This is a genomic window from Pseudomonas sp. NKUCC02_KPG (genome assembly GCF_019345465.1).
Classification (GTDB): Bacteria; Pseudomonadota; Gammaproteobacteria; order Pseudomonadales; family Pseudomonadaceae; genus Aquipseudomonas.
The window spans coordinates 39948-63765 of record NZ_JAHKRC010000012.1 but is presented as its reverse complement, the minus strand read 5'-3'; the positions used below and the strand labels follow the sequence as shown (position 1 = coordinate 63765).

Genomic DNA, 23818 nt, shown 5'->3' with positions numbered 1-23818 from the left:
AGCGCGATCAAGCAGAAAGACCGCGCCTGCAGTTAATCAATAAGTCGGGTGTCTCAGCGCTTCTCTGTTTTGGGTGGCAGCGGCGCGAAGAGCGCGTCGATGTCGTCGTCCTGTAATTTCCAGTCACCGGCGACTCGTCCGTCCAGAACACCTGCGGCCAAATCCGATTTTTCTTGCTGCAAGTGCTGGATTTTTTCCTCCACGGTGCCGCGGGCAATCATCTTGTAAACAAACACCGGTTTTTCCTGGCCGATACGGTAGGCGCGGTCGGTGGCCTGGTTTTCAGCCGCCGGGTTCCACCACGGGTCATAGTGAATCACGGTGTCGGCTTCGGTGAGGTTTAATCCCACGCCGCCAGCCTTGAGGCTGATCAGGAATATTTGCAGGGTGCCGCTCTGGAAGTCTTTGACCGGTGTGCGTCGGTCACGGGTTTGCCCCGTGAGGATGGCGTAGCGCACTTTGCGTTTTTTCAGTTCGATTTCGATCAGGCCGAGCATCGAGGTGAACTGGGAAAACAGCAGGATGCGCCTGCCTTCGGCAAACAGTTCTTCGAGCATCAGCATCAGGCTGTCTAGCTTGCCCGAGGAACTGCCTTTTTTCGGCGGGGTGTCGCTGACCAGTCGCAGATCGCAGCACACCTGACGCAGCTTGAGCAGCGCCTCGAGGATAATGATCTGGCTGCGCCCGACACCTTTTCGAGTGATTTCGTCGCGCACCTTCTTGTCCATCGCCAGGCGCATGGTCTCGTAGACGTCGCGCTGGGCCTCGTTCAGGTCGACCCAGTGAATGATCTCGGTCTTGGGCGGCAGTTCGGTCGCGACCTGTTCCTTGGTGCGGCGCAATAAAAACGGTTTGATCCGCGCATTGAGATGCTGCAGGCGCTCGTTGCTGCCCTGACGCTCGATGGGTATGCGGTAGTCGCGGTTAAAGGTTTTAACGTCGCCCAGCCAGCCGGGCAGCAGGAAGTGGAACAGAGACCAAAGCTCGCCCAGGTGGTTTTCCAGCGGGGTGCCGCTCAGGCACAGGCGTTGCCGTGCAATCAGTTCACAGGCCGCCTGGGTGGCCTTGCTGCCGGGGTTCTTGATGTACTGGGCCTCGTCCAGGACCAGCAGGTGCAAGGGCAGTTTTGCCAGGTGCTCGATGTCCTTGGGCAGCAAGGCGTAGGTGGTCAGGATCACGTCGTAGTCATTGAGGTGTGCAAAGTGTTTTTTGCGGGTGGCGCCAAACAGCGCCAGCACCTTGAGCTGCGGAGTGAAGTGCGCAGCTTCGTCCAGCCAGTTGGGGATCAGGCTGGTGGGCATCACCACCATTGCCGGACGATCCAGGCGGCCGGCATTTTTTTCGCACAAGATATGGGCCAGGGTCTGCAGGGTTTTGCCCAGCCCCATGTCGTCGGCCAGTACGCCGCCCACTTCGAGCTGGCGCAACGACTGCATCCAGCTCAGGCCTTCAAGCTGGTATGGGCGCAAGTTGGCATTGAGCCCTTGGGGAACTTCGACGCTAAAGTCCTTGATGTCGCGCAGGCGCTGGGCAAAACCGCGTATCTGCTCGCCACCTTCCCAGCGCAAGGGCAGGGCATCGAGAGCATTGAGGCGTGGTGCGTCAGCGCTTTTGATCCGCAGGGAGGTCGCGTCCGGTTCACCCAGATAAAATTCGTCCAGGGTTGCCAGTACCGGTTTCAGCCGTCCGTACGGCAGGGCGACCTGAAGCGGGCCATGATTGCTGCCGGGGTTGGCCGGGATATTCACCAGAATCAGTTCGTCATCCCGACGCCGGGCGAGTTTTTCGGGGTTGAGGATGTCGCTGTGGGAGCGCATCAGGTTCAGCAGTATCGGCAGCAAGCTCAGGTGTCGGCCGTTGACGATAATGCCCAGTTCCAGGTCGAACCAGTCACGTTCCGGGGCCTCGTCGACATTGGCATACCAGTCTTCGACCGGGGTCAGGTCAAAGCCGAAACCTTCATCGATCTGCAGCTCCCAGCCTTGTTCCCTCAGGCCTTGCATCTGGTTGAGGGTGAAATTCAGCCAGGCACTGTCATTGACCAGTTCAAACAGCTCTCCAGCACTTTCAGGCAGCGCCTTGCTCTGGCGGGTCGCAATCTTGAAGCCCAGGCTGCGCAATTGCTCGCGGTAGAGGTTCTCTGTGTCGGGATGACGCTTGATCCGCAGGGTCTGCTGTTCCTGGCGCAGCAGGATGTCGGTGTTCTTTTGCCCGCTGACGTATTGATCCAGGTAGTTGAACGACAGTGCTGCGCGGTGCTGGATGTAGCGTTGCATCTTGCCGTTGCGCGGTTCGAAGGCGCTGAATTCAGCGCTGGCCAGCCACAGCCGTGGCACCGGCTTTACATCGTCGACCCGAAGTTCTGGCAGGTTGTTGGGACGACGTGAGTCGAGTACGGCCTGGAGTTTTTCCAGAAGCTCGGCATCCTGAGCGGCGGCAGGGTAGTTCAAGGTTTCTTCAATCTTCAGTAAGACGGCAGCGGTGTGCTTGCAATGGGTGCGTACCGGACAGGTGCAGGTGGCGTCCACCAAAAGCAAAGTACCTTTGGCGGACTCACGCAGATGTATGGTCTGGCGGTAGGGGTTTTCGCCTGAGCCCTGGCAGCTCGCGCTGATCATGCTGTCGCCGATCTGGACGATCCTGACACGGTTTTCCTTGGCGTAGCGGCGGCCACGCTCAAGGCTTTGCTCTTTGAAGCGGCTGGTCCAGGTCGGTGCGAGCGGCTTGGTCAACCGGGGTGTCTGGCTCAGGGTCATGGGTAGTTCATTTAGGAAGACTTCGGCGTCAGGCGCTCAAACAGCGCCTCGATGGTATTGAAGCGTTCTTCCGGGCGCTCCATTGGCACCATGAACTTGAACAGGGTTGCGCCTTCGAATTTGTAGCGGTTGGGTTGGCCCTGGATCAGTTTGATCAGCACCATCGGGTCAACCGGTGTGTCCGCTGCAAATTCGATTCGCCCGCCTTGTGGGCCGGCATCGACCTTTTTGATTCCCAGCTGCTCGGCCTGCAATTTGAGCAGGGTGATGCGTACCAGGTTCTTGGTCGGTTCCGGAAGCAGACCAAAGCGGTCGATCATCTCGACCTGCAAGTCCTTGAGGCCTTCTTCGTCGGCGGCCGAGGCAATGCGCTTGTAGAGAATCAGTCGAGTGTGCACATCGGGCAGGTAGGCCTCGGGAATCAGCGCGGGCACCCGCAGGTTGATTTCCGGCCCGCCGCCCAGTGGCTGGTCGAGGTTGGGCTGCTCGCCCTTGCGGATCGACTTGACCGCCCGTTCGAGCATTTCCATGTACAGGGTAAAGCCGACGGCCTGGATCTGGCCGCTTTGGCCATCGCCCAGCAGCTCGCCTGCGCCACGGATCTCAAGGTCGTTGGTGGCCAGCACAAAACCGGCCCCCAGATCCTGGGTGTTGGCGATGGCTTCCAGGCGCTTTTGCGCATCCCCGGTGATTTGCTGGCGCGGGGGGGTCAGCAGGTAGGCGTAAGCCTGGTGGTGACTTCGCCCCACGCGACCGCGCAACTGGTGCAGTTGTGCCAGGCCGAATTTGTCGGCGCGCTCGATGATGATGGTGTTGGCGCTCGGCACGTCGATGCCGGTCTCGATGATGGTCGAGGCGATCAGCACGTTGAAGCGCTTGTGGTAGAAGTCGCTCATCACCTGTTCGAGTTCGCGTTCGCGCATCTGCCCGTGGCCGATGCCGATCCGCGCCTCGGGTACCAGCTCTGCCAGTTCGGCGGCGCATTTTTCGATGGTTTTGACATCGTTGTGCAGGTAGTAAACCTGGCCGCCGCGCAGCAACTCGCGCAGCAGTGCCTCTTTGACCGTGCTTTTGTTCTGCTCCATGACAAAGGTGCGCACCGACAACCGGCGTGCCGGTGGCGTGGCGATGATCGACAGGTCGCGCATGCCCGACACCGCCATGTTCAGCGTGCGCGGGATGGGTGTTGCGGTGAGGGTCAGAATATCGACTTCACTGCGCAGGGCCTTGAGCTGTTCTTTCTGGCGAACCCCGAAGCGGTGTTCTTCGTCGATGATCACCAGGCCCAGGTTTTTGATTTTGACGTCGTCCTGCAGCAGCTTGTGGGTGCCGATCACGATGTCGATCTTGCCTTCGGCCAGGTCGGCCACTGCCTGGTTGATCTCTTTGGCCGACTTGAAGCGGCTCATCACCTCAACGGTTACCGGCCAGTCGGCAAAACGGTCGCGGAAGCTGTTGTAGTGCTGTTGGGCGAGCAGGGTGGTGGGGACCAGAATGGCGACCTGACGACCACCATGCACGGCAATGAAGGCCGCACGCATGGCCACTTCGGTTTTGCCGAAGCCCACGTCGCCACACACCAGGCGGTCCATCGGCTTGGGCGACAGCATGTCGGCGCGCACGGCTTCGATGGTGGTTTGCTGGTCCGGTGTTTCTTCAAACGGGAAGCCGGCACTGAAGGTGGCGTAATCGGCTTTCGGGTCCGCAAACGCATAGCCTTCACGGGCAGCTCTGCGGGCATAAATGTCGAGCAGTTCGGCAGCCACGTCACGCACTTGCTCGGCAGCTTTGCGCTTGGCCTTTTGCCAGGTTTCCGAACCCAGGCGGTGCAACGGCGCCAGTTCATCATCGCTGCCGGTGTAGCGGGCGATCAGGTGCAGGTTGGCCACCGGCACGTAGAGCTTGGCGCCCTCGGCGTATTCCAGGGTCAGGAATTCGGCCACCTGATTATCCACTTCCAGCGTTGCCAGGCCCTGATAGCGACCGACACCGTGGTCAATGTGGACAACGGGTGCGCCTTCACGCAGCTCGGTGAGGTTCTTGATGACGGCATCATTGTTGGCATCGGCGCGTTTTTCGCGACGCCTGCGCTGCATTACACGCTGGCCGAACAACGGGCTTTCGGCAATCAGTGCCAGTGCCGGGTCGTCCAGCAGCAGACCTTCATCCAGCGGGGCAATGGTGATTGCCAGGCGATGCTTGCTGGCGACGAAGTCCGGCCAGCTGTCGACCGTTTTTGGTCGCAGCTTCAGGCGCTCCAGCAGTTCGAGCAGCACCTCGCGCCGACCCGCCGATTCGGCGGTAAACAACACGCGGCCATCAAACTGCTCAAGAAACCCGGACAAGGCAGCCAGTGGCTGATTGGCCTTGGCTTCAATCGCGAGATTGGGCAGCGGTTGGGCCGGGAACCGTTCACGGCTGCTGCCGGTGTCCAGGTCATCCTGGCTTGCGACTACCCGTGGCCAGCTTTTGAGGCGGGCGAAGCAGTCATCAACCGGCAAAAACAGCTCGGCAGGCGGCAGCAAAGGACGCGACGGGTCGATGCGGCGTTCTTCGTAGCGGTTGCGCACGTCAGACCAGAAATTCTCGGCCGCCTGCTCAATGCCTGGCAGCGAGAACACTTGCGTGTCGGCCGGCAGATAATCGAACAGGGTTGAGGTTTCATCGAAAAACAGTGGCAGGTAGTACTCGATACCCGCAGGTGTAATCCCGCTGGTCAGATCCTGAAAGATCGGGCATCGACGGAAGTCGACATCAAAGCGTTCACGGAAGCGGGCCTTGAAGCGGGTCACGGCGTCTTTTTGCAGCGGGAACTCGCGAGCGGGCAGCAGCCTTACCGACTCGACCTTGTCTATCGAGCGCTGGTTCTCCGGGTCGAAGGTGCGCAGGGTCTCGATTTCGTCGTCGAACAGGTCGATCCGGTACGGCAGCTTGCTGCCCATCGGGAACAGGTCGATCAGGGCGCCTCGCACTGCAAATTCACCATGTTCATACACGGTGTCAACGCAGCGATAACCACTGGCCTCAAGCCGGGTACGCATCTGTTCCACGTCCAGCTTCTGGCCGATATCCAGCACCAGGCTGCTGCCGAGCAAGAACTTGGTCGGCGCAAGGCGATGTAGGGCGGTGGTAATCGGCACTACCAAAACCCCATGACTCAGCTCCGGCAGCCGGTACAGGCTGGCGATACGCTGGGAGATGATGTCCTGGTGAGGAGAAAAGAGATCGTAGGGCAGGGTTTCCCAGTCGGGAAAATGCAGCACCGGCAACTCGGGCGCGAAAAACCTCAGCTCTTGCTCAAGGCGTTCTGCACTTTGGCTGTCGGCGGTCAGGAGCAGGGTGAAGCGCTTGGCGGCGCTGGCGGCCTCGGCAATCGCAAGGCTCAGGGCGGCACCGGGCAAGTTGCTCCAGTGCTGTTTACCTGCCGTAGCAGGGAGTTTCGGTAGACGCAGGACGGGCACGGAAGGTTGAGCTCCAAGCGTTGCGGCAAAGTCTGCAATTGTAACGGGCCAAGGGGCAGGCTGTCAGTTGCAGTCTTTGAACGGCGTTGAATTCAGCGTGAGTTATCGAACATGGGGGTGTGAGAGGGGCTGCTCAAGGGCTGCAGGCCCATAAAAATGCCGGTGTTATAAAAATATTCGCCTATATTTACGGGAGCTTAATCGTTTCAGTAACGGCGTATGACAGGCGTGCATTGCCCCTGAATGGGCGCGGCGGCATAATGTAGCCCCTTTTTTCAGCCCCTACATGTGGAAGGTTCCCGTGACTCAGAAGCCCGACCAGTGTCTTGGTGAATGGATCGACCGTGAAGCACTCGCAGAAGCGATGATTCCGCTTATCGGTCAGCTATACCGCAATAACAATGTGGTTAGCTCGATCTATGGCCGCAGCCTGATCAACCGTTCAGTCATTGCGATTCTCAAAGCTCACCGCTTTGCTCGCCATCGTCAGTCCGATGATATCGAATTGTCCGTGCACGAAACTTTCCCTCTGCTAAAGGCAATGAGCGAGCTCAAGCTCGGCGCTGCCTCGGTAGACCTGGGCAAGCTGGCCGTCAAGTTCAAGGCCGAAGGCAATGGCCGCACGGCTGAGCAGTTTGTACGCGAAGAGCTGGCCGATGTAGTGGGTCAGCAAAACGCTTCTGCACGCAAAGGTACTGACGTTGTTCTGTACGGCTTCGGTCGTATCGGCCGTCTGCTGGCGCGCATCCTGATCGAGAAAACCGGTGGTGGCGACGGTCTGCGTCTGCGTGCCATCGTTGTGCGCAAAGGCGCCGACAACGATCTGGTCAAGCGTGCAAGCCTGCTGCGTCGTGACTCGGTACATGGCCCGTTTGATGGCACCATCGTTGTCGATGAAGTCAACAACACCATCACTGCCAACGGCAACCTGATCCAGGTGATCTACGCGAAGAACCCTACCGAGGTGGATTACACCCAGTACGGCATCAAGAACGCCCTGCTGGTGGACAACACCGGTGTTTGGCGTGACGCAGACGGCCTGGGCCAGCACTTGCAGTGCCCTGGTATCGACCGCGTTGTCCTGACCGCTCCGGGCAAGGGCAAGCTGAAGAACATCGTTCACGGCATCAACCACGGCGAAATCACTGCTGACGACAAGATCGTTTCGGCGGCATCCTGCACCACCAACGCCATCGTGCCGGTGCTCAAGGCTGTCAACGACAAGTTCGGCATCGTCAACGGTCACGTTGAAACGGTTCACTCGTACACCAACGACCAGAACCTGATCGACAACTTCCACAAGGGCGATCGCCGTGGTCGCAGCGCCGCGCTGAACATGGTTATCACCGAGACGGGAGCTGCTACCGCTGCTGCCAAGGCTTTGCCTGAGCTGGCCGGCAAGCTGACCGGTAACGCGATCCGCGTTCCGACGCCAAACGTTTCGATGGCCATTCTCAACCTGAACCTTGAGAAACCGGCTACCCGTGAAGAAATGAACGAGTACCTGCGCCACATGGCGTTGCACTCCGATCTGCACAAGCAAATCGACTACGTGAGCTCGCAGGAAGTGGTTTCCACTGACTTCGTGGGTTCGCGTCACGCCGGTGTAGTGGATGCTGAAGCCACTATCTGCAATGACAACCGCGTTGTGCTGTACGTTTGGTACGACAACGAATTCGGTTACAGCTGCCAGGTAGTACGCGTGATGGAAGACATGGCCGGGGTTAACCCGCCAGCGTTCCCACGCTAAGTAAGCGCCGCAACTGAAAACGCCCCGACTGGTTCGGGGCGTTTTTATGTGTGCTGCAAAAACCATGTAGTCGCTGCCGCAGGCTGCGAAGGGTTGCGGAGCAACCCGTTTTCTTCAACGCACCGCAGCCCCAAACGCAGCCTGCGGCAGCGACTACAGGTCAGGCATTGGTCGGTACCGCCGTACGCAACTGGTGCTTGTCGCCGCGGAACAACACCACAGTCGCGATCAGCCCCAGCACTGCTGCGCCGGTCAGCCACAGGCCGGGAGCGGCCTTGTTGTCCAGTACGTGGATCAGGTAGGTGCAGGCCGCCGGGGTAAAGCCGCCGAAGGTCGCAGTCGCCAGGCTGTAAGCCAGTGAAAATCCGGTGGTGCGCACTTCAATCGGCATGATTTCGGTCAGGGCAACCACCATTGCACCGTTGTACGAGCCATACAGGAAGGACAACCACAGCTCGACAATCAGCAGGTGGCTGAAGCTCGGGTTGGCCACCAGCCATGACAGCGCCGGATAGGCCGTCAGGATCGCGAGAAGGGTTGCGCCCAGCAGCAGCGGCTTGCGCCCAATCTTGTCTGACAGCGCGCCCATGACCGGTAGCCAGAAGAAGTTCGACAGGCCAATGCACACCGTCACCAGCAAGGCTTCAAGGTCGGTGAGGTGCAGCTCTGCCTTGCCGAATGTCGGGGTGTAGGCGGTGATCAGATAGAACGACACGGTCGTCATGACCACCAGTGCCATGCCACCCAGTACCAGGCCAAAATTCAGCCTGATAGAGCGCATGATTTCCCCCAGGGTAGGGTGATGTTTGCGGGCTTCGAACTCGGGGGTTTCTTCCATTGAGCGTCGGATGACAAAGATCACCGGGACGATCATGCACCCCAGCAGGAACGGGATGCGCCAGCCCCATTCACCCATTTCTTCGGGGCTCAGCCAGTGGTTGAGGCCAACCCCGAGCAAGCCGGCAAATACCACCGCAGCCTGCTGGCTTGCAGATTGCCAGCTGACGAAGAAGCCTTTGCGCCCTGGAGTGGCGATTTCAGCCAGGTACACCGACACCCCGCCCAGTTCCACGCCCGCCGAAAAGCCTTGCAGCAAGCGACCGAGCAATACCAGCAGAGGAGCCGCCACACCCAGGGTGGCGTAGCCCGGCACGCAGGCAATCAGCACCGTGCCCATCGCCATTAGTGCGAGGGTAATGATCAGCCCTTTGCGGCGGCCATGACGGTCGATGTAGGCGCCGAGGAAAATCGCACCCAGTGGGCGCATGAGGAAGCCCGCACCGAAGGTCGCCAGGGCGAGCATCAGAGAGGCAAAGGCGCTATCGCTTGGAAAGAAGGTTTTGGCAATGGCCGTGGCGTAAAAGCCAAAGACCATGAAGTCGAACATCTCTAGGAAGTTACCGCTGACAACGCGAAAAATCGCCTTGCCTTTGCCCGTACTGGAGGCCATCAGAAATCACCCGCTTTTATCTGTTTTTATGCGCAATCCGTGTTTTTACTCGTCCTCACTGCAAGATCAAGGCGTACGCCATTGTGCAAAACAGTTTTGTAACCATATGTGTATCAGAAATTGTAGGCAACATTTGTTGTCGCTACACGGGCGGGCTAGGGCTCTTGCGCCAATAAAGCCAGGCGGAGTTTGTCGGGCAAACCTTGAGGTGCGAGCCAGATTCCCAGATAGACCTTGGCCAGTTCCTGATTCTGGCTATTGAAAATAACGGCGCCATTACGCTCGACGTTCAGACCGCGTTGGGGGTTGTAGTCCAGGGCATAGCGATCGCCGCGCTTGATGTTGCCGAAGCTGGCTTGCAGTTTTTTTAACGGGGCGTCGAGGTTGGCCAGGGTGGTGGCGGGGTGTTGGCGTTTCAGGATGGTGGCAGACGCCTGGGTGATATCGCTGTGATCCAGATCCCGCAGATAGAACAACTCGAGACGCAAGTCGCGTTGTTCGTTAAACGCCTGCTCAGGGCTGATGCCGGGAGGGGTGAACAGGGCGGCGGCATAGATGTCGGCCCAGAGATAGGTCAGTACGATCTGGCCTTTACGTACCATTGGTGTTGTGTTGGCTTGTGCCAGGGCGGGGAAGTTGGCTTCCTTAAATCGTGCAGTCTCGTCTGCCGGGCTGGCGGCGCTATGGAGCAGCAACAATACGATCAATAACTTGCGCATGATGGATGTGCTCTGATCGATGGGTTTGATCGCCGGGCTGTAGTCGCTGCCGAAGGCTGCGAGGGGTTCAGTGGCGTTTCCAGGAATACGGGTTGCTGCGCAACCCTTCGCAGCCTACGGCAGCGACTACATCGGAGAGTGAAGCTCAATCGCCGATGTAGTGAATACAAAAATAGCCAACGACCAGACCAAGGGTTAATGTTCGCGGCGTTCAGGCTTCTATAGACTGTGCCCCACGTTTTGATCCTTCATGGCGCTGGCCGCGACATGATTTAGCCGCAGGTGCCCACAGGGGTGCCACGGCCTGTTCTGAGGAGTACGCATGGCTGTCTACAACTACGACGTAGTGGTACTGGGTTCCGGCCCGGCAGGAGAAGGTGCGGCAATGAACGCCGCAAAAGCAGGGCGCAAGGTAGCGATGGTCGACAGTCGACGTCAGGTCGGCGGCAACTGCACGCACTTGGGCACTATCCCGTCCAAAGCCCTGCGTCACTCGGTTCGCCAGATCATGCAGTTCAACACCAATCCGATGTTTCGGGCCATTGGCGAACCGCGCTGGTTCTCGTTTCCGGACGTACTGAAAAGCGCCGAAAAAGTCATCTCCAAGCAGGTCGCCTCGCGCACCGGCTACTACGCCCGCAATCGCGTAGACCTGTTCTTCGGCACCGGCAGCTTCACCGACGAGCAAACCATCGAAGTGGTCTGCGCCAATGGCGTAGTCGAAACCCTGATGGCCAAGCAAATCATCGTTGCCACCGGCTCGCGTCCTTATCGCCCGGCCGATATCGATTTCAGCCACTCCCGTATCTACGATAGCGACACCATCCTGAGCCTGGGCCACACCCCGCGTAAGCTGATTGTTTACGGTGCTGGCGTGATCGGGTGTGAATACGCGTCGATCTTCAGCGGCCTGGGTGTGTTGGTCGAGCTGGTGGATAACCGCGAACAACTGCTGAGCTTCCTCGACTCCGAGATCTCGCAGGCGTTGAGCTACCACTTCAGCAACAACAACATCACCGTACGCCACAACGAAGAGTACGAGCGGGTTGAAGGCGTTGAAAACGGCGTGATCCTGCACCTCAAGTCGGGCAAGAAGATCAAGGCCGATGCCTTGCTCTGGTGTAATGGCCGTACGGGCAACACCGACCAGCTTGGGCTGGAAAACATTGGCATCAAGGCCAATGGCCGTGGCCAGATCACCGTTGATGAAAACTACCGCACCACCGTGCCGAACATCTATGCCGCAGGCGATGTGATCGGCTGGCCAAGTCTGGCCAGTGCCGCCCATGACCAGGGGCGCTCGGCAGCGGGCAGCATCGTCGATAACGGCAGCTGGCGCTTCGTCAATGATGTGCCGACCGGTATCTACACCATTCCCGAGATCAGCTCGATCGGCAAGAACGAGCAAGAGCTGACCCAGGCCAAGGTGCCGTACGAAGTGGGCAAGGCGTTCTTCAAGAGCATGGCGCGGGCGCAGATTGCCGGTGAGCCTCAGGGCATGCTGAAAATCCTGTTCCACCGTGAAACCCTGGAAGTGCTGGGTGTTCACTGCTTCGGCTATCAAGCGTCAGAGATCGTGCATATCGGTCAGGCGATCATGAACCAGCCGGGTGAACTCAATACCCTGAAGTACTTTGTGAACACCACGTTCAACTACCCGACCATGGCTGAAGCCTATCGGGTAGCGGCTTACGATGGCCTCAACCGGCTTTTTTAAGCGGCTCCGGCCGGTGGCCTGAGCCGGCCGGGGAGACCGATTTCAGCCATTCCCGAGGGTGGCAGTGGCCAAACCGGGAAAGTCTGTAATCAGGCTATCTACGCCGAAGTCGGCGAGCCTGCGCATCAGCGCAGGTTCGTTGACTGTCCACACCGACACATGCAAGCCCTGGCGCTGCGCTTTTTCAAGGCGTTCAGGCGTACAGAGTGTCCAGTTGAGTGCCAGCATCTCGCAGCCATAACTCTGGGCGACCTTGATCGGGTCGAGCCAGGCGTATTCGGCTACCAGTCCCCGTGACAGGTCCGGGGTCAATTCCAGCGCAGCCTTGAGCACTTCGCGCGAACTTGAAGTGACGGTGACTTTGTCCATCGCGCCGTGACGTACTGCCATTTCTCGAATCGCCAGCACGGTCGTTGCTGCGCGGGTGCGCGATGCGCTTTTGACTTCCAGTTGCCAGTGTTCGAAATCGCACTTTTCAAACAGTTCTTCAAGGCGCGGGATCGGGCACGGGTGCATCCAGCCCGGGCCGCCCTTGCGTGCGTCATAAGTCACCAGGTCGGCAGCGGTATGCTCGATCACCTTGCCGCGTCGGTCGGTGGTGCGCTTGAGAGTGGGGTCGTGGATAACCATCAACTCGCCATCTTTGGACAAGTGCAGGTCGAGTTCACAACGACGCACGCCATGCTTGAGGCATTGCTCAAAGCTGGCAAGCGTGTTTTCCGGTGCTTCGCCCTTGGCGCCGCGATGGCCATAAATCAGAGTCACAATTGCTCCTTGTAAAGAGTGCTCGCGGCCCGGTGGTTACTCGGGCGCGGATTCGTTTTGTTCGCGGGCCAGGCGGCGTGCCTGAGCCTGTTTTTGCAAAATGTAGCGCGCCAGCAGCTGGCGTTGGGTATCGGTGATGGATTCAAATTCGGCGATGATCGTGAAGCGGTCATCCTGCGCCAGGCACTCGATGACGCGGGCGCGCAACAACAAGCCCAGAGCTTGTGGCATCAGTACCAGCTTGAGCGAAAGGTGGCTGCCCGCCAGGCAGGCCTGGGGATGATGAAACTCGATACCGCCCTCGGACAGTTTTACCGGCTGCAGTTCACCGATCTTGCCCAGTACGGTTTGCGCGACAATCTGGCTGAGCAGCTCGACGCGTTTGTTCAGGGTCTTGAGGTAGCTGGAAAGCGTGCGGTCACGTTCGCTGATCTGGCGCAGCAAGTGTTGGGACTCGAATTCGCTCAGGTGTAATTCACTGAGCAAATTGAACAATGGCGACGCATCCTGCAACACTTCACCGCTCGCGGCTTCGAGGGCCGACAGCGGGGTTATTTCCAGTGCGATCATATCCTCGATACGGTAGTATTCGCGGCGATCTGCGTCATTTAATGTCGACATGGCGAACCCGTGATGGCGGCTGTGGTCTGAGTGTAAAGCTGCTTATCAGGCCCCGCCACAAGGACGTCTTCTTTTCCCTCGAACAAGCCCCGACATGTTCAGACCTCTCTCTTTATTTATCGGCACGCGTTATACCCGTGCAAAGCGCCGCAATCATTTTGTGTCGTTCATTTCTCTGACTTCAATGATCGGACTCGCCCTCGGCGTGGTTGTGATGATTGTGGTGTTGTCGGTGATGAACGGTTTCGATCATGAGATGCGCACCCGCGTGCTGGGCATGGTGCCCCACGCGACCATCGTCGGCGATCAACCGATCAGCGACTGGCAAAGCCTGGCCGCCAGGGTCAAGCAAAACCCCAAAGTGGAGGCCGTGGCGCCATTCACCCAGATGCAGGGTTTGCTGACCAATGACGGCAATGTGCAGAAGGTACTGCTCAATGCCATCGACCCGGCGCAGGAGCGCAATGTCTCGATCATCGATCAATTCATGCAGCAGGGGCAGCTCGACTCGCTGACCCCCGGCAGCTTCGGCATCATCATTGGCGACAAGGCCGCGAAAAAACTCGGTGTGGCCGTCGGCGACAAGCTGACGTTTGTCGCGCCCGAAGTCACGGTGACGCCGGCCGGGATGTTCCCGCGCATGAAGCGATTCACTGTGCAGGGCATTTTTCATGTCGGCGCCGGTGAGATCGACGGCTACCTGGGTATTACCAACTTGCAGGACCTGGCGCGCCTGCAGCGCTGGAAACCTGACCAGGTGCAAGGCCTGCGGCTGAAGTTCGATGATCTGTTCGAGGCGCCACGTACCGCGTGGGAAATCGCCCAGCAGTTGGGTGAAAGCCAGTATTACGCCCGTGACTGGACCCGTACCCACGGCAATCTGTACCAGGCCATCCGCATGGAAAAAGCCATGATCGGCCTGCTGTTGCTGCTGATTGTGGCCGTGGCCGCGTTCAACATCATTTCCACGCTGGTGATGGTGGTCAATGACAAGAAAGGCGATATCGCGATCCTGCGTACCCTGGGTGCGACCCCGGGCACGATCATGGCGACCTTTATGGTGCAAGGCACTGTTATCGGCGTGGTCGGGACCGCGATCGGTGCGGTGGTCGGCATGTTTGCGGCGCTCAATGTCAGCGCCGCAATCTCTGCGCTCGAAGGCCTGATCGGGCACAAGTTTCTCAATGCCGACGTGTATTTCATCGACTACCTGCCTTCGCAATTGCAGGCGCAGGACGTGTTGATGGTGTGCGGTGCGGCATTGGTTCTGAGTTTCCTCGCGACCTTGTACCCGGCCTGGCGTGCTGCGCGCACCCAGCCTGCGCAGGCGCTTCGTTATGAGTGAGTTGGGCATGAAAGATCAAGCAGTGTTGAGTTGCCGCGACCTGGGCAAGTCCTACGAGGAAGGCCCTGAGTCGGTGGTGGTGCTGTCGGGCCTGCAGCTTGAGCTGCACCCCGGTGAGCGGGTGGCGATCGTCGGTACTTCGGGTTCGGGCAAAAGTACGTTGCTCAATATGCTCGGCGGCCTCGATACCCCGACCACCGGCAGCGTCTGGCTGGCCGGTGAAGAGCTGTCGGCGCTGGGCGAAAAGGCCCGCGGCCTGTTGCGCAATCGTTCGTTGGGTTTCGTTTATCAGTTCCACCACTTGTTGCCCGAGTTCACCGCACTGGAAAACGTCTGTATGCCATTGTTGATCGGCAAGACGGCGATCCCCGAGGCGCGCGAACGTGCGACAGCACTGTTGACCCGTGTTGGCCTGGGTCATCGACTGGAGCACAAGCCGTCGGAACTGTCGGGTGGCGAGCGTCAGCGTGTGGCGATTGCCCGCGCACTGGTCAACAAGCCGGGTCTGGTGATGCTCGATGAGCCTACGGGCAACCTTGACTCCCACACCGCCCAGGGTATCCAGGACCTGATGCTGGAACTCAGCACTTCGATGCGCACTGCGTTCCTGGTGGTGACTCACGACATGAATCTGGCCCGCCAGATGGACCGCGTGTTGCACCTGCAGGACGGTCGTCTGACCCCGATCTGATCGGCCAGAACCCGACGCCTGCAAACGGGCGTCGGGTCTTCAATTTTTATACGGTGCCCGCGAATGTTCAGACCGTTATCGATTTTTATCGGCACGCGCTATACCCGCGCCAAGCGCCGCAATCGTTTTGTCTCGTTTATCTCCATGACCTCGATGATCGGCCTCGCCCTGGGCGTGCTGGCGATGATCGTGGTGTTGTCGGTGATGAACGGTTTTCAGCGCGAAATGAGTAACCGCATCCTGGGTATGGTGCCCCACGCGACCATCGTTGGCGTAAAGCCGATCGATGACTGGCGCCCGGTGGCCGATGCCGCGATGAAGAACCCCGAGGTCACGGCAGCCGTGCCGTTTACCGAGCTGGACGGCATGCTGTCCTTCAAGGGTTCGATGCAGCCGATCCAGATCAGCGGTATCGATCCGGCGCAGGAAGGCAAAGTCTCGATCGTGACCCAGAACATCGTGCAGGGCAGTCTTGAAGACTTGAAGCCCGGTGAGTTTGGCGTGGTGCTGGGTGACATTACCGCACGGCGCTTTCGTCTGGCGGTCGGGGACAAGATCACTTTGATCGTGCCCGAGGCCAGTACCGCACCGGGCGGGATTACCCCGCGTTTGCAGCGCCTGAATGTGGTGGGCATCTTCAAGGTCGGTGCCGAGCTGGATGGCACCATGGGCCTGATCCATAGGGAAGATGCTGCCGCCATTCAACACTGGGAACCCAATCAGGTGCAAAGCGTGCGTCTGGCGGTCAAGGACCTGTACGCGGCGCCGCAGGTTTCACAGCAGGTCGCAACCGGCCTGGGCGCGGCCTACAAGGCAGATGACTGGACCCACACCCAGGGCAGTCTGTTCAGTGCCATGAAAATGGAAAAAACCATGATCGGCCTGTTGCTGCTGATGATCGTTGCCGTTGCCGCGTTCAACATCATTGCCACGCTGATCATGGTGGTGAATGACAAGGGGGCGGATATCGCGATCCTGCGCACCATCGGTGCCACGCCGCGGCAGATCATGGCCATCTTCATGGTTCAGGGCACGGTGATCGGTATTGTCGGCACCTTGATTGGCGGTGTGCTGGGGGTGATCGCGGCGTTGAATGTCAGCGAACTGGTGGGCTGGATGGAGCGGGTGTCCGGGCAGCACATCTTCAGTTCCGATGTGTACTTCGTCAGCAACTTGCCATCAGAGTTGCAAGGCGGCGATGTGGCATTGATCTGCGGTGCGGGCTTTGTGCTGAGCTTTCTGGCCACGCTTTATCCTGCGTACCGGGCGGCGAAAATCCAGCCGGCCCACGCGTTGCGTTATTCCTGACAGGTGGGAGCGGGCTTGCTCGCGATGCAAGCTGCGCGGTGTTTAAGTCACACCGCGTCGATGCCATCGCGAGCAAGCCCGCTCCCACAGTTAAGTAAACCGGTCAGACCGGCAACTCAATCACAAACTGCGTTAGCCCCTCCTGCGACTCACACTTGATCTGCCCGCCATGGGCGCGAATGATCGATTGGGTGATCGCCAGCCCCAACCCTGCATGTTCGCTACTGCCTTCGCGGCGGGCAGGGTCTGCCCGATAAAACCGGTCAAACAGGCGCGGCAGCAGTTCGGCAGGAATCCCCGGACCAGTGTTCTCAATGCGGATGCGCACACTGCCCGGCAAAGCCTCAATCAGCACCTTGATCGCACCGCCACCCGGCGTGTAGCGCAGGGCGTTATCCAGCAGGTTGGAGAGGGCGCGGCGCAGCATGCTGCGGTCGCCTGCAAGGTGCGCACTGCCTTGGCGTGTCAGTTCGATCTGCGAGTCCTCGGCCAGTAGCGCGTAAAACTCCAGCAACGCATCGACTTCCCTGCCAAGGTCCAGCGGTTCGCGGCGCGGTGTGAGCAAACCATGATCGGCCTTGGCCAGGTACAGCATGTCGTTGACCAACTGCGCCATCCATTGCAGTTCTTCAAGGTTGCTGTGCAGGGTCTCGCGATACTCTTCGATGTCTCTTGGGCGAGTCAGGGTGACTTGGGTGTGGGTCAGGAGGTTGGACAGTGGTGTGCGCAGTTCATGCGCAATATCGGCGGAGAAGGCCGACAGTCGCTGAAAAGAATCGTCCAGGCGCTCCAGCATGGCGTTAAAGGCCGTTGCCAGGTCTGCCAGCTCGGCAGGCATTTGTTCCTGGGGCAGGCGGGCGTTGAGTGAGTCCGCCGAAACACTGGCTGCAATCGCGCTCATGCGACGCAAGGGCCGCAGGCCGCTACGGGCCGCCCAGGCGCCCAGGATCGCCGTGGCCAGCGCCGAGAGGCCGACGGTCATCCAGATCAGGCGTTGCATGCGCTGCAGGAAGTGCTGGTGGTGGGTGATGTCCAGTAACAGCGTCAGATGCGGCGTGTTGGGGGTGTTGTCCTGCGGCACCAGTACGCGGTAATCGGTGCCATTGATTTGCAGGCTGCCCAGCCCTGGTTGCGTCGAAAGTTCCAGGGGTAGCCGCGGCGAACTGTCAAACCACAGATGCCCGTCCTGGCCGCGGACCCGTACTGCAAGATCCGGCTGGTGGGCCAGGTCCTGTAGCAGTGCCGGCAGGCGCAGGGTGAAACGTTCCAGGGTGTCCGCCCCTTGCAGGGTGCTGCGCAAGACCGCGAGACGGCTTTCCATCAGTTGCTGGTCGAGCTCGACGAAATGCACTTCACTGGCCCGTCCGAACAGCACCCCGGCAAACAGCGACACCACCGCGGTACAGCCCGCAAACAGCAGTGCCAGGCGGCTGCTCAGTGACAGGTTGCGCATCAACTGCTGCGCTCTTCGAGTACGTAGCCCATGCCGCGTACGGTGTGGATCAGCTTTTGCTCATGGTTGTCGTCGATTTTCAGGCGCAGGCGGCGAATCGCGACTTCGATGACGTTGGTGTCACTGTCAAAGTTCATGTCCCACACCTGCGAAGCAATCAATGACTTGGGCAGGACTTCACCCTGACGACGCAACAGCAACTCCAGCAGGGAAAACTCCTTGGCGGTGAGGTCTATGCGTTGGCCGTTGCGTTCTGCGCGGCGGCGGATCAGGTCCAGGCGCAGGTCGGCCAGCTGCAGGCTGGTTTCCTGGGGGGCGTTGTTGCCCCGGCGCAGCAGGCTGCGCACCCGTGCCAGCAATTCGGAAAATGCAAACGGCTTGACCAGATAATCGTCGGCCCCCAGCTCCAGACCGTGGACTCGGTCTTCGACCGCATCCCGTGCAGTCAAAAACAACACCGGCAAGCTCAGTCCTGCGCTGCGCACCGCTTGCAGGATTTGCCAGCCATCGCGGCCCGGCAGCATGACGTCGAGAATCAGCAGCGAGTAATCGCCGGTCAATGCCAGGTGTTGTCCGGTAATGCCATCGGCGGCCAGTTCCGTGGTGAACCCGGCCTCGCTCAAGCCCTGGCGCAAGTACTGTCCGGTTTTGACCTGGTCTTCGACAATCAGCAGTTTCATGGTTGACTCATCGTAAAAATTAACCTCGGTCTTATACCTTGGTGCTGGTGATGCAGGTTCAAGCTGACAAATTTGTAATCTTACGGTCAGTTGAATGCCAGTACCGGGGTTTTAAAGTGGCGCAAAGCCTCACCTTTGGTTTCTGGGAGTAAGTATGACTGTACGTATCCGTTTGTCGCTCGCGGGCTGTTTGTTGGCCCTGAGCTTGCCTGTCATGGCGTCGCCTGCGGGGCACTCTGATTTTGGCCAGCCTGCGCCCGCCGCCAGTGCGACGCGCACGGTGGAGATCGACATGACCGATATGGCTTTCACACCCAAGTCGTTGGACGTGAAAGCCGGTGAGACCGTACGTTTTGTACTGGTCAACAAAGGGCAGTTGCTCCATGAGTTCAACCTGGGCAATGCGGCGATGCACGCGGCGCACCAGAAAGAAATGCTCGAAATGCAGCAGAGCGGCATGCTCACGCCGACGGGCATGGGACATGGGGGCATGGATCACTCATCCATGGGGCACGGTTCGAAGGAGATGCCCGGTATGAAGCATGATGACCCCAACAGCGTGCTGGTCGAGCCGGGTAAAACCGCCGAGCTGACCTGGACCTTCACCCGGGGCGATAACCTGGAATTCGCCTGCAACGTGCCCGGTCACTACCAGGCTGGCATGGTCGGCAAGGTCAACGTAGCGCCTTAAAACACCCTTATCGTCAGTGAACGCTGAAAGCCTGGCTCAAACCCGATAGAATTACCGGGTTTTTCTAGCCAGGTTTTTGTCATGCATCCCGCCGCCGAACATTCCCCGCTGGGCAAGTCCAGTGAATACATCAGCACCTACACCCCGTCCTTGCTGTTCCCGATCCCGCGTGCGGCGAAATGGGCAGAGCTGGGGCTGAGCGCCGAAACGCTGCCTTATGTCGGGGTGGATTTCTGGACCTGCTTCGAGCTGTCGTGGCTGTTGCCATCGGGCAAGCCGGTTGTCGCCATTGGTGAGTTCTGCTTTGCCGCCGATTCACCGAATATCGTCGAGTCCAAGTCGTTCAAGCTGTACTTGAACTCCCTGAACCAGAGCGTTTTTGCGGATACGCCGAGCCTTGAAGCCACATTGCAGGCAGATTTGTCCGCAGCATCCGGCAAGCCTGTCAGCGTGCGCGTACGTAGCTTGAATGATGTCCAGGCCGATGGCGTAGGCGTTTTGCCGGGTATCTGCATTGATGACCTGGATATCTCGGTCAGCGATTACGAACAGCCCCGTCCTGAGTTGCTCCAGTGCGATGGCTCACAGGTCGTGGAAGAAAGCGTTTACAGCCACTTGCTCAAATCCAACTGCCCGGTTACCAGTCAGCCTGACTGGGGCACTGTCGTGGTGCAATACCGTGGAGCGGCGCTGGATCACGCCAGTTTGCTGGCGTATCTGGTGAGCTTTCGCCAGCACTCGGACTTCCACGAGCAATGTGTGGAGCGGATCTTTCTCGACTTGCAGCGTTTGCTCAAGCCCGAGAAGTTGACCGTGTATGCGCGCTATGTGCGCCGTGGCGGGCTGGATATCAACCCGTACCGCAGCACCGAAGCGGTCGAGTTCCAGAATGTGCGGTTGGTGCGTCAGTAATACGCTGTGATTCATATGGGAGCGGGCTTGCTCGCGACAGGTCTATGCGGTTTGCCTGACAAGCCGCGTCGCCTGAATCGCGAGCAAGCCCGCTCCCACAGAGTTTTGCTTAGCCGTTATTCAGCGCCTTGGCCTGCTCAAGTACCGCCTCGACATGCCCCGGCACTTTCACGCCGCGCCACTCGTGGCGTAGCACACCGTCCTTGTCGATCAGGAATGTGCTGCGATCAACGCCCATGTACTCTTTGCCGTACAGTTTTTTCAGCTTGATCACATCAAACAGCTGACACAGGGCTTCGTCCTTGTCGCTCAGCAACTCAAACGGAAAACCTTGCTTGGCCTTGAAGTTCTCGTGGGACTTGAGGCTGTCGCGGGACACACCGAACACTTCGGTGTTGGCCGCCTGAAACTCGGCGTAATGGTCACGAAAACCCTGGCCCTCGGTGGTGCAGCCCGGCGTGCTGTCCTTGGGATAGAAGTAAATCACCACCTGCTTGCCTTTGAGCCCCGCCAAAGTGACGGTCTGCTCGCTGGTTGCCGGGATCTGGAAGTCGTCTACGGGTTGGTCAATTGCAACGGCCATTGAGTCGGTTTCCTTACATCGGGTTCTGTGGGCGCCACGGTTCGATCAGTGCATCCAGGTTCAGCGCATCGGCGAAGTCCAGAAACTGATCACGCAGCCAGCTGATTTGTATGCCGGCCGGCAAGGTCACGGTGAACGTGGCATTGAGCATGGTGCCGCCGGTTTGTGGAGCCTGATAGGTGTCGCATGTCAGGTTTTCCAGCTCTACGTTGTGGTCCATGAAGAACTGGCACAGCTCGTTGATGATGTCCGAGCGGTAGGCCGAGCTCACATAGGCTACGTAGGGCAGTGCTTGCGGGCGAGTTTCAAGGGCGGCACTGCGCACAACATTGACGCTGAACGCATGTTTTTTGGCCAGCGCGGGCAGGCCGGCTTCGAGGCGCGCCAGGGCGTCCCAGCTGCCTGTTATTTCCAGGATCAGCGCACTGCATTCGCCGTGGCGAGTCAGGCGCGAGGTTACGACGGCGCAGCGATTATCATGGCTGGCGCGACACAGGACGTTAGTCAGCTCCATTGGGTTGGCGCCAAGGGCACTGATGACAAGGAATTGTTCGCGGACTGTGGGGGTGGACATGCAGCCTTCCTAAAACGATGAGCGGTCAGTACGGTCGATGGGGAGCGAGCTGAATATCAGCCGACACTTGAGCGCCGAAGCCCGCCAATACAGCGTTACAGGCGGTTTGCAGGCTCTGCAAACCGCGCTCGGCGGCGTTTGGGCGGGGCTTTGGGCGCTTGCTGAAGGCCTGTGAAACAGACTTGCGCACACATCAGTACCAATCAAAGGCTGAAGGGTAGCGAAAAGCAACGCTAAGGGGAATGCTCATCGGGCGCGCTGTTGCTTGTGCAAGGGTCATGGCGCCAGTACCATTACGGCTCTCTTTTTCCGGCAGGAGCGGTTGCATGATTGCGGGCAGTATGGTGGCACTGGTCACACCCATGGATGCACAAGGTCGTCTTGATTGGGACGCTCTGAGCAAACTGGTGGACTTTCACCTGCAAGAGGGCACCAACGCCATTGTTGCCGTTGGCACCACAGGTGAATCGGCAACTCTGGATGTGAACGAACACATCGAAGTGATTCGTCACGTTGTCAAACAGGTTGCAGGACGTATTCCGGTGATTGCCGGTACGGGCGCCAACTCGACGCGTGAAGCGATCGAACTGACCGCCAATGCGAAGGCCGCTGGCGCCGACGCATGTCTGCTGGTGACTCCGTATTACAACAAGCCGACCCAGGAAGGCTTGTACCAGCACTTCAAGGCCATCGCCGAAGCGGTCGATATCCCGCAGATCCTTTACAACGTTCCGGGCCGTACCGCCTGCGACATGCTGCCGGCAACCGTTGTGCGCCTGTCGACGGTGCCGAACATCATCGGCATCAAGGAAGCCACCGGCGACCTGACCCGCGTACCGACCATCCTGGCAGGCGTCAGCAGCGACTTCCTGGTGTACTCCGGTGACGACGCGACCGCAGTCGAGCTGATCCTGCTCGGCGGCAAGGGTAATATCTCGGTGACCGCCAACGTTGCGCCACGAGACATGAGCGACCTGTGCGCCGCTGCGATGTGTGGCGATGCCGTCACTGCTCGCGCGCTCCACGAAAAGCTGATGCCGCTCAATAAAACCCTGTTTATCGAATCCAACCCTATCCCCGTGAAATGGGCGCTGCATGAAATGGGCTTGATGTCGGACGGTATCCGTCTGCCTCTCACCTGGCTCAGCGAGCCTTGCCACGAACCACTGCGTCAGGCAATGCGCCAGTCCGGTGTCTTGGTTTAATTGAGGAAGCACTACGCATGAAGCGATTGGCCGGACTTTCCGCACTAGCCGTGATTATTTCCAGCACCAGCGGCTGCGGTTGGCTGTGGGGTCAAGACGGGTATTTCCGTGACCGTGGCAGCGATTATCTGGAGGCGCGTCAAACCCCTCCCATGCAGTTGCCACCCGGTGTCCAGACTGACAAACGCCTGGTCCCGCTGTTGCCGATCCCTGGCAACGTGCCTGACGACAACGTCAAGGGCGAATTTGAGGTGCCGCGTCCACAGCCATTGGCTGTAACCGCCAGTGCCAGTGACTTCAGCCTTCAAAAAAGCGGCGACAGCCGTTGGGTGATGGCGCAGCGCTCTCCGTCCGAAGTCTGGCCGGTGGCAATGCAGTTCTTCCAGGACAACGGTTTCAGCATTGACGAGCAGCGCCCGCAAACCGGCGAATTCACAACCACCTGGCAGCGTGCTGACGAGCTTTCGGCTCCAATGGCCCGCCATGTGGGCAGCAGCGGCCTGGCCGCCGACAGCGAGACCCGCCTGCGGGTTCGCATCGAGCCGGGTGTGCAGCGCAACACCAGTGAAATCTATGTCGTCAGTGCCAACCGCCCGGCCGGCAGCACTGCCGACGTCGATTTCGCCACCCGTTCGGTCAACACCGGTCTGGATGCAGCCCTGGTTGATGAGATGCTCATCAGCATGAACCGTAACGCCGAGAAGGGCGGTTCGGTATCGTTGCTTGCAGCACGTGATTTCGACACCCCGGCGCGCGTCAGCCTGAGCGAAGACGGCAGCGGCAACCCGGTGCTGACGCTGACCGAAGACCTCGATCGCGCCTGGTCCAGTGTGGGTCGCGCGCTTGAGCAGGGCGAATGGCGCGTTGAAGATATCAACCGCACCCTGGGCCTGTACTACATCAACCTTGCCGAAAAAGCCGAGAAGAAGGACGAGAAGCCTGGTTTCTTCTCCGGTCTCTTCGGCAGCAAGCCGGACAAGGAAGAAGTTGAAGCCCGTGCCCAGCGCTATCAGGTTCGCCTGAGCAAGGTCGGTGACAGCGTACAAGTGACTGTCGAAGAAAACATCAACACCGTTGCCTCGCCAGAAGTGGCGCGCAAAGTGTTGGGCGTTATCCAAGACAACCTGGGTTGATTGC

At 59.3% G+C, this 23818-nt stretch carries 19 protein-coding genes; 9 read left to right on the top strand and 10 right to left on the bottom strand.

The window, feature by feature from the left end:
- Positions 1 to 53 precede the first annotated feature (53 nt).
- Positions 54 to 2756 carry a DEAD/DEAH box helicase gene (locus KO536_RS16720; RefSeq protein WP_133077830.1) on the bottom strand — a complete coding sequence of 901 codons (2703 nt, stop codon included), beginning with the start codon at positions 2754 to 2756 and terminating at the stop codon, positions 54 to 56.
- An 11-nt stretch (positions 2757 to 2767) separates the two neighbouring features.
- Positions 2768 to 6217, bottom strand: a complete 3450-nt coding sequence (gene mfd / locus KO536_RS16715; protein WP_219262486.1) for a transcription-repair coupling factor — start codon at positions 6215 to 6217, stop codon at positions 2768 to 2770.
- A gap of 286 nt (positions 6218 to 6503) precedes the next feature.
- Here mfd and KO536_RS16710 point away from each other — a divergent pair, with 286 nt between their 5' ends.
- Positions 6504 to 7967: a glyceraldehyde-3-phosphate dehydrogenase gene (locus KO536_RS16710; RefSeq protein WP_133077828.1), complete on the top strand. Its 1464-nt coding sequence runs from the start codon at positions 6504 to 6506 to the stop codon at positions 7965 to 7967.
- Positions 7968 to 8127: 160 nt separating this feature from the next.
- Here KO536_RS16710 and KO536_RS16705 read toward each other — a convergent pair whose 3' ends face one another.
- Together KO536_RS16705 and KO536_RS16700 are read right to left on the bottom strand one after the other, a co-directional pair.
- Complete coding sequence (locus KO536_RS16705; RefSeq protein WP_219262485.1) at positions 8128 to 9417, bottom strand: MFS transporter; 1290 nt, start codon at positions 9415 to 9417, stop codon at positions 8128 to 8130.
- 155 nt (positions 9418 to 9572) lie between these two features.
- A complete protein-coding gene (locus KO536_RS16700; RefSeq protein WP_219262484.1) occupies positions 9573 to 10136 on the bottom strand; it encodes a chalcone isomerase family protein in 564 nt (187 codons plus the stop codon).
- A gap of 322 nt (positions 10137 to 10458) precedes the next feature.
- Between KO536_RS16700 and sthA the strand changes: the two genes are divergently transcribed.
- Positions 10459 to 11853 carry a Si-specific NAD(P)(+) transhydrogenase gene (gene sthA / locus KO536_RS16695; protein ID WP_219262483.1) on the top strand — a complete coding sequence of 465 codons (1395 nt, stop codon included), beginning with the start codon at positions 10459 to 10461 and terminating at the stop codon, positions 11851 to 11853.
- A gap of 42 nt (positions 11854 to 11895) precedes the next feature.
- Here the strand turns inward: sthA and KO536_RS16690 are convergent, their stop codons facing one another.
- Both KO536_RS16690 and KO536_RS16685 read right to left on the bottom strand, forming a co-directional pair.
- A complete protein-coding gene (locus KO536_RS16690) occupies positions 11896 to 12618 on the bottom strand; it encodes a glycerophosphodiester phosphodiesterase family protein (protein WP_219262482.1) in 723 nt (240 codons plus the stop codon).
- 36 nt (positions 12619 to 12654) lie between these two features.
- Entirely contained in the window at positions 12655 to 13239 is a 585-nt protein-coding gene (locus KO536_RS16685) for a PilZ domain-containing protein (RefSeq protein WP_133077823.1), read from the bottom strand.
- Positions 13240 to 13333: 94 nt separating this feature from the next.
- On the opposite strand from KO536_RS16685, the gene KO536_RS16680 reads away from it, so the two are divergent.
- The 3 genes from KO536_RS16680 (at position 13334) to KO536_RS16670 (ending at position 16583) form a co-directional block, all read left to right on the top strand.
- On the top strand, positions 13334 to 14584 hold the full coding sequence (locus tag KO536_RS16680) for a lipoprotein-releasing ABC transporter permease subunit (protein ID WP_219262481.1): 1251 nt from the start codon (positions 13334 to 13336) through the stop codon (positions 14582 to 14584).
- Positions 14585 to 14591: 7 nt separating this feature from the next.
- Positions 14592 to 15275: a lipoprotein-releasing ABC transporter ATP-binding protein LolD gene (lolD, locus tag KO536_RS16675; RefSeq protein ID WP_219262480.1), complete on the top strand. Its 684-nt coding sequence runs from the start codon at positions 14592 to 14594 to the stop codon at positions 15273 to 15275.
- 63 nt (positions 15276 to 15338) lie between these two features.
- The gene (locus tag KO536_RS16670; RefSeq protein ID WP_133077820.1) at positions 15339 to 16583 is read left to right on the top strand and encodes a lipoprotein-releasing ABC transporter permease subunit; all 1245 of its coding nucleotides are present in this window, start codon (positions 15339 to 15341) and stop codon (positions 16581 to 16583) included.
- 103 nt (positions 16584 to 16686) lie between these two features.
- Here KO536_RS16670 and KO536_RS16665 read toward each other — a convergent pair whose 3' ends face one another.
- Positions 16687 to 18036 (bottom strand): heavy metal sensor histidine kinase, encoded by a 1350-nt coding sequence (locus KO536_RS16665; protein WP_307876326.1) that lies wholly within the window; start codon positions 18034 to 18036, stop codon positions 16687 to 16689.
- On the bottom strand, positions 18036 to 18716 hold the full coding sequence (locus tag KO536_RS16660) for a heavy metal response regulator transcription factor (RefSeq protein WP_219262478.1): 681 nt from the start codon (positions 18714 to 18716) through the stop codon (positions 18036 to 18038). The genes KO536_RS16665 and KO536_RS16660 overlap by 1 nt, the downstream gene beginning before the upstream one ends.
- A 154-nt stretch (positions 18717 to 18870) precedes the next feature.
- Here KO536_RS16660 and KO536_RS16655 point away from each other — a divergent pair, with 154 nt between their 5' ends.
- Positions 18871 to 19407, top strand: coding sequence for a plastocyanin/azurin family copper-binding protein (locus KO536_RS16655; RefSeq protein ID WP_219262477.1), 537 nt, complete (start codon positions 18871 to 18873; stop codon positions 19405 to 19407).
- Between the two features lie 81 nt (positions 19408 to 19488).
- A complete protein-coding gene (gene queF / locus KO536_RS16650) occupies positions 19489 to 20319 on the top strand; it encodes an NADPH-dependent 7-cyano-7-deazaguanine reductase QueF (RefSeq protein ID WP_219262476.1) in 831 nt (276 codons plus the stop codon).
- 109 nt (positions 20320 to 20428) lie between these two features.
- Here the strand turns inward: queF and KO536_RS16645 are convergent, their stop codons facing one another.
- Positions 20429 to 20902 carry a peroxiredoxin gene (locus KO536_RS16645; RefSeq protein ID WP_133077815.1) on the bottom strand — a complete coding sequence of 158 codons (474 nt, stop codon included), beginning with the start codon at positions 20900 to 20902 and terminating at the stop codon, positions 20429 to 20431.
- A gap of 13 nt (positions 20903 to 20915) precedes the next feature.
- A complete protein-coding gene (locus KO536_RS16640) occupies positions 20916 to 21476 on the bottom strand; it encodes a glycine cleavage system protein R (protein WP_133077814.1) in 561 nt (186 codons plus the stop codon).
- Between the two features lie 326 nt (positions 21477 to 21802).
- Here KO536_RS16640 and dapA point away from each other — a divergent pair, with 326 nt between their 5' ends.
- Both dapA and bamC read left to right on the top strand, forming a co-directional pair.
- Positions 21803 to 22681 (top strand): 4-hydroxy-tetrahydrodipicolinate synthase, encoded by an 879-nt coding sequence (gene dapA, locus KO536_RS16635; RefSeq protein ID WP_219262475.1) that lies wholly within the window; start codon positions 21803 to 21805, stop codon positions 22679 to 22681.
- Between the two features lie 17 nt (positions 22682 to 22698).
- Entirely contained in the window at positions 22699 to 23814 is a 1116-nt protein-coding gene (bamC, locus tag KO536_RS16630; RefSeq protein WP_133077812.1) for an outer membrane protein assembly factor BamC, read from the top strand.
- The last annotated feature ends 4 nt before the right edge of the window (positions 23815 to 23818 follow it).

What these genes read in the sequence shown, in the direction of transcription:
- KO536_RS16720 (WP_133077830.1), bottom strand. Translation starts at nt 2,756, where the DNA reads ATGACCCTGAGCCAGACACCCCGGTTGACCAAGCCGCTCGCACCGACC.
- KO536_RS16710 (WP_133077828.1), top strand. Translation starts at nt 6,504, where the DNA reads ATGTGGAAGGTTCCCGTGACTCAGAAGCCCGACCAGTGTCTTGGTGAA.
- KO536_RS16705 (WP_219262485.1), bottom strand. Translation starts at nt 9,417, where the DNA reads ATGGCCTCCAGTACGGGCAAAGGCAAGGCGATTTTTCGCGTTGTCAGC.
- KO536_RS16700 (WP_219262484.1), bottom strand. Translation starts at nt 10,136, where the DNA reads ATGCGCAAGTTATTGATCGTATTGTTGCTGCTCCATAGCGCCGCCAGC.
- sthA (WP_219262483.1), top strand. Translation starts at nt 10,459, where the DNA reads ATGGCTGTCTACAACTACGACGTAGTGGTACTGGGTTCCGGCCCGGCA.
- KO536_RS16685 (WP_133077823.1), bottom strand. Translation starts at nt 13,239, where the DNA reads ATGTCGACATTAAATGACGCAGATCGCCGCGAATACTACCGTATCGAG.
- KO536_RS16680 (WP_219262481.1), top strand. Translation starts at nt 13,334, where the DNA reads ATGTTCAGACCTCTCTCTTTATTTATCGGCACGCGTTATACCCGTGCA.
- lolD (WP_219262480.1), top strand. Translation starts at nt 14,592, where the DNA reads ATGAAAGATCAAGCAGTGTTGAGTTGCCGCGACCTGGGCAAGTCCTAC.
- KO536_RS16670 (WP_133077820.1), top strand. Translation starts at nt 15,339, where the DNA reads ATGTTCAGACCGTTATCGATTTTTATCGGCACGCGCTATACCCGCGCC.
- KO536_RS16665 (WP_307876326.1), bottom strand. Translation starts at nt 18,036, where the DNA reads ATGCGCAACCTGTCACTGAGCAGCCGCCTGGCACTGCTGTTTGCGGGC.
- KO536_RS16660 (WP_219262478.1), bottom strand. Translation starts at nt 18,716, where the DNA reads ATGAAACTGCTGATTGTCGAAGACCAGGTCAAAACCGGACAGTACTTG.
- KO536_RS16655 (WP_219262477.1), top strand. Translation starts at nt 18,871, where the DNA reads ATGACTGTACGTATCCGTTTGTCGCTCGCGGGCTGTTTGTTGGCCCTG.
- queF (WP_219262476.1), top strand. Translation starts at nt 19,489, where the DNA reads ATGCATCCCGCCGCCGAACATTCCCCGCTGGGCAAGTCCAGTGAATAC.
- KO536_RS16645 (WP_133077815.1), bottom strand. Translation starts at nt 20,902, where the DNA reads ATGGCCGTTGCAATTGACCAACCCGTAGACGACTTCCAGATCCCGGCA.
- KO536_RS16640 (WP_133077814.1), bottom strand. Translation starts at nt 21,476, where the DNA reads ATGTCCACCCCCACAGTCCGCGAACAATTCCTTGTCATCAGTGCCCTT.
- dapA (WP_219262475.1), top strand. Translation starts at nt 21,803, where the DNA reads ATGATTGCGGGCAGTATGGTGGCACTGGTCACACCCATGGATGCACAA.
- bamC (WP_133077812.1), top strand. Translation starts at nt 22,699, where the DNA reads ATGAAGCGATTGGCCGGACTTTCCGCACTAGCCGTGATTATTTCCAGC.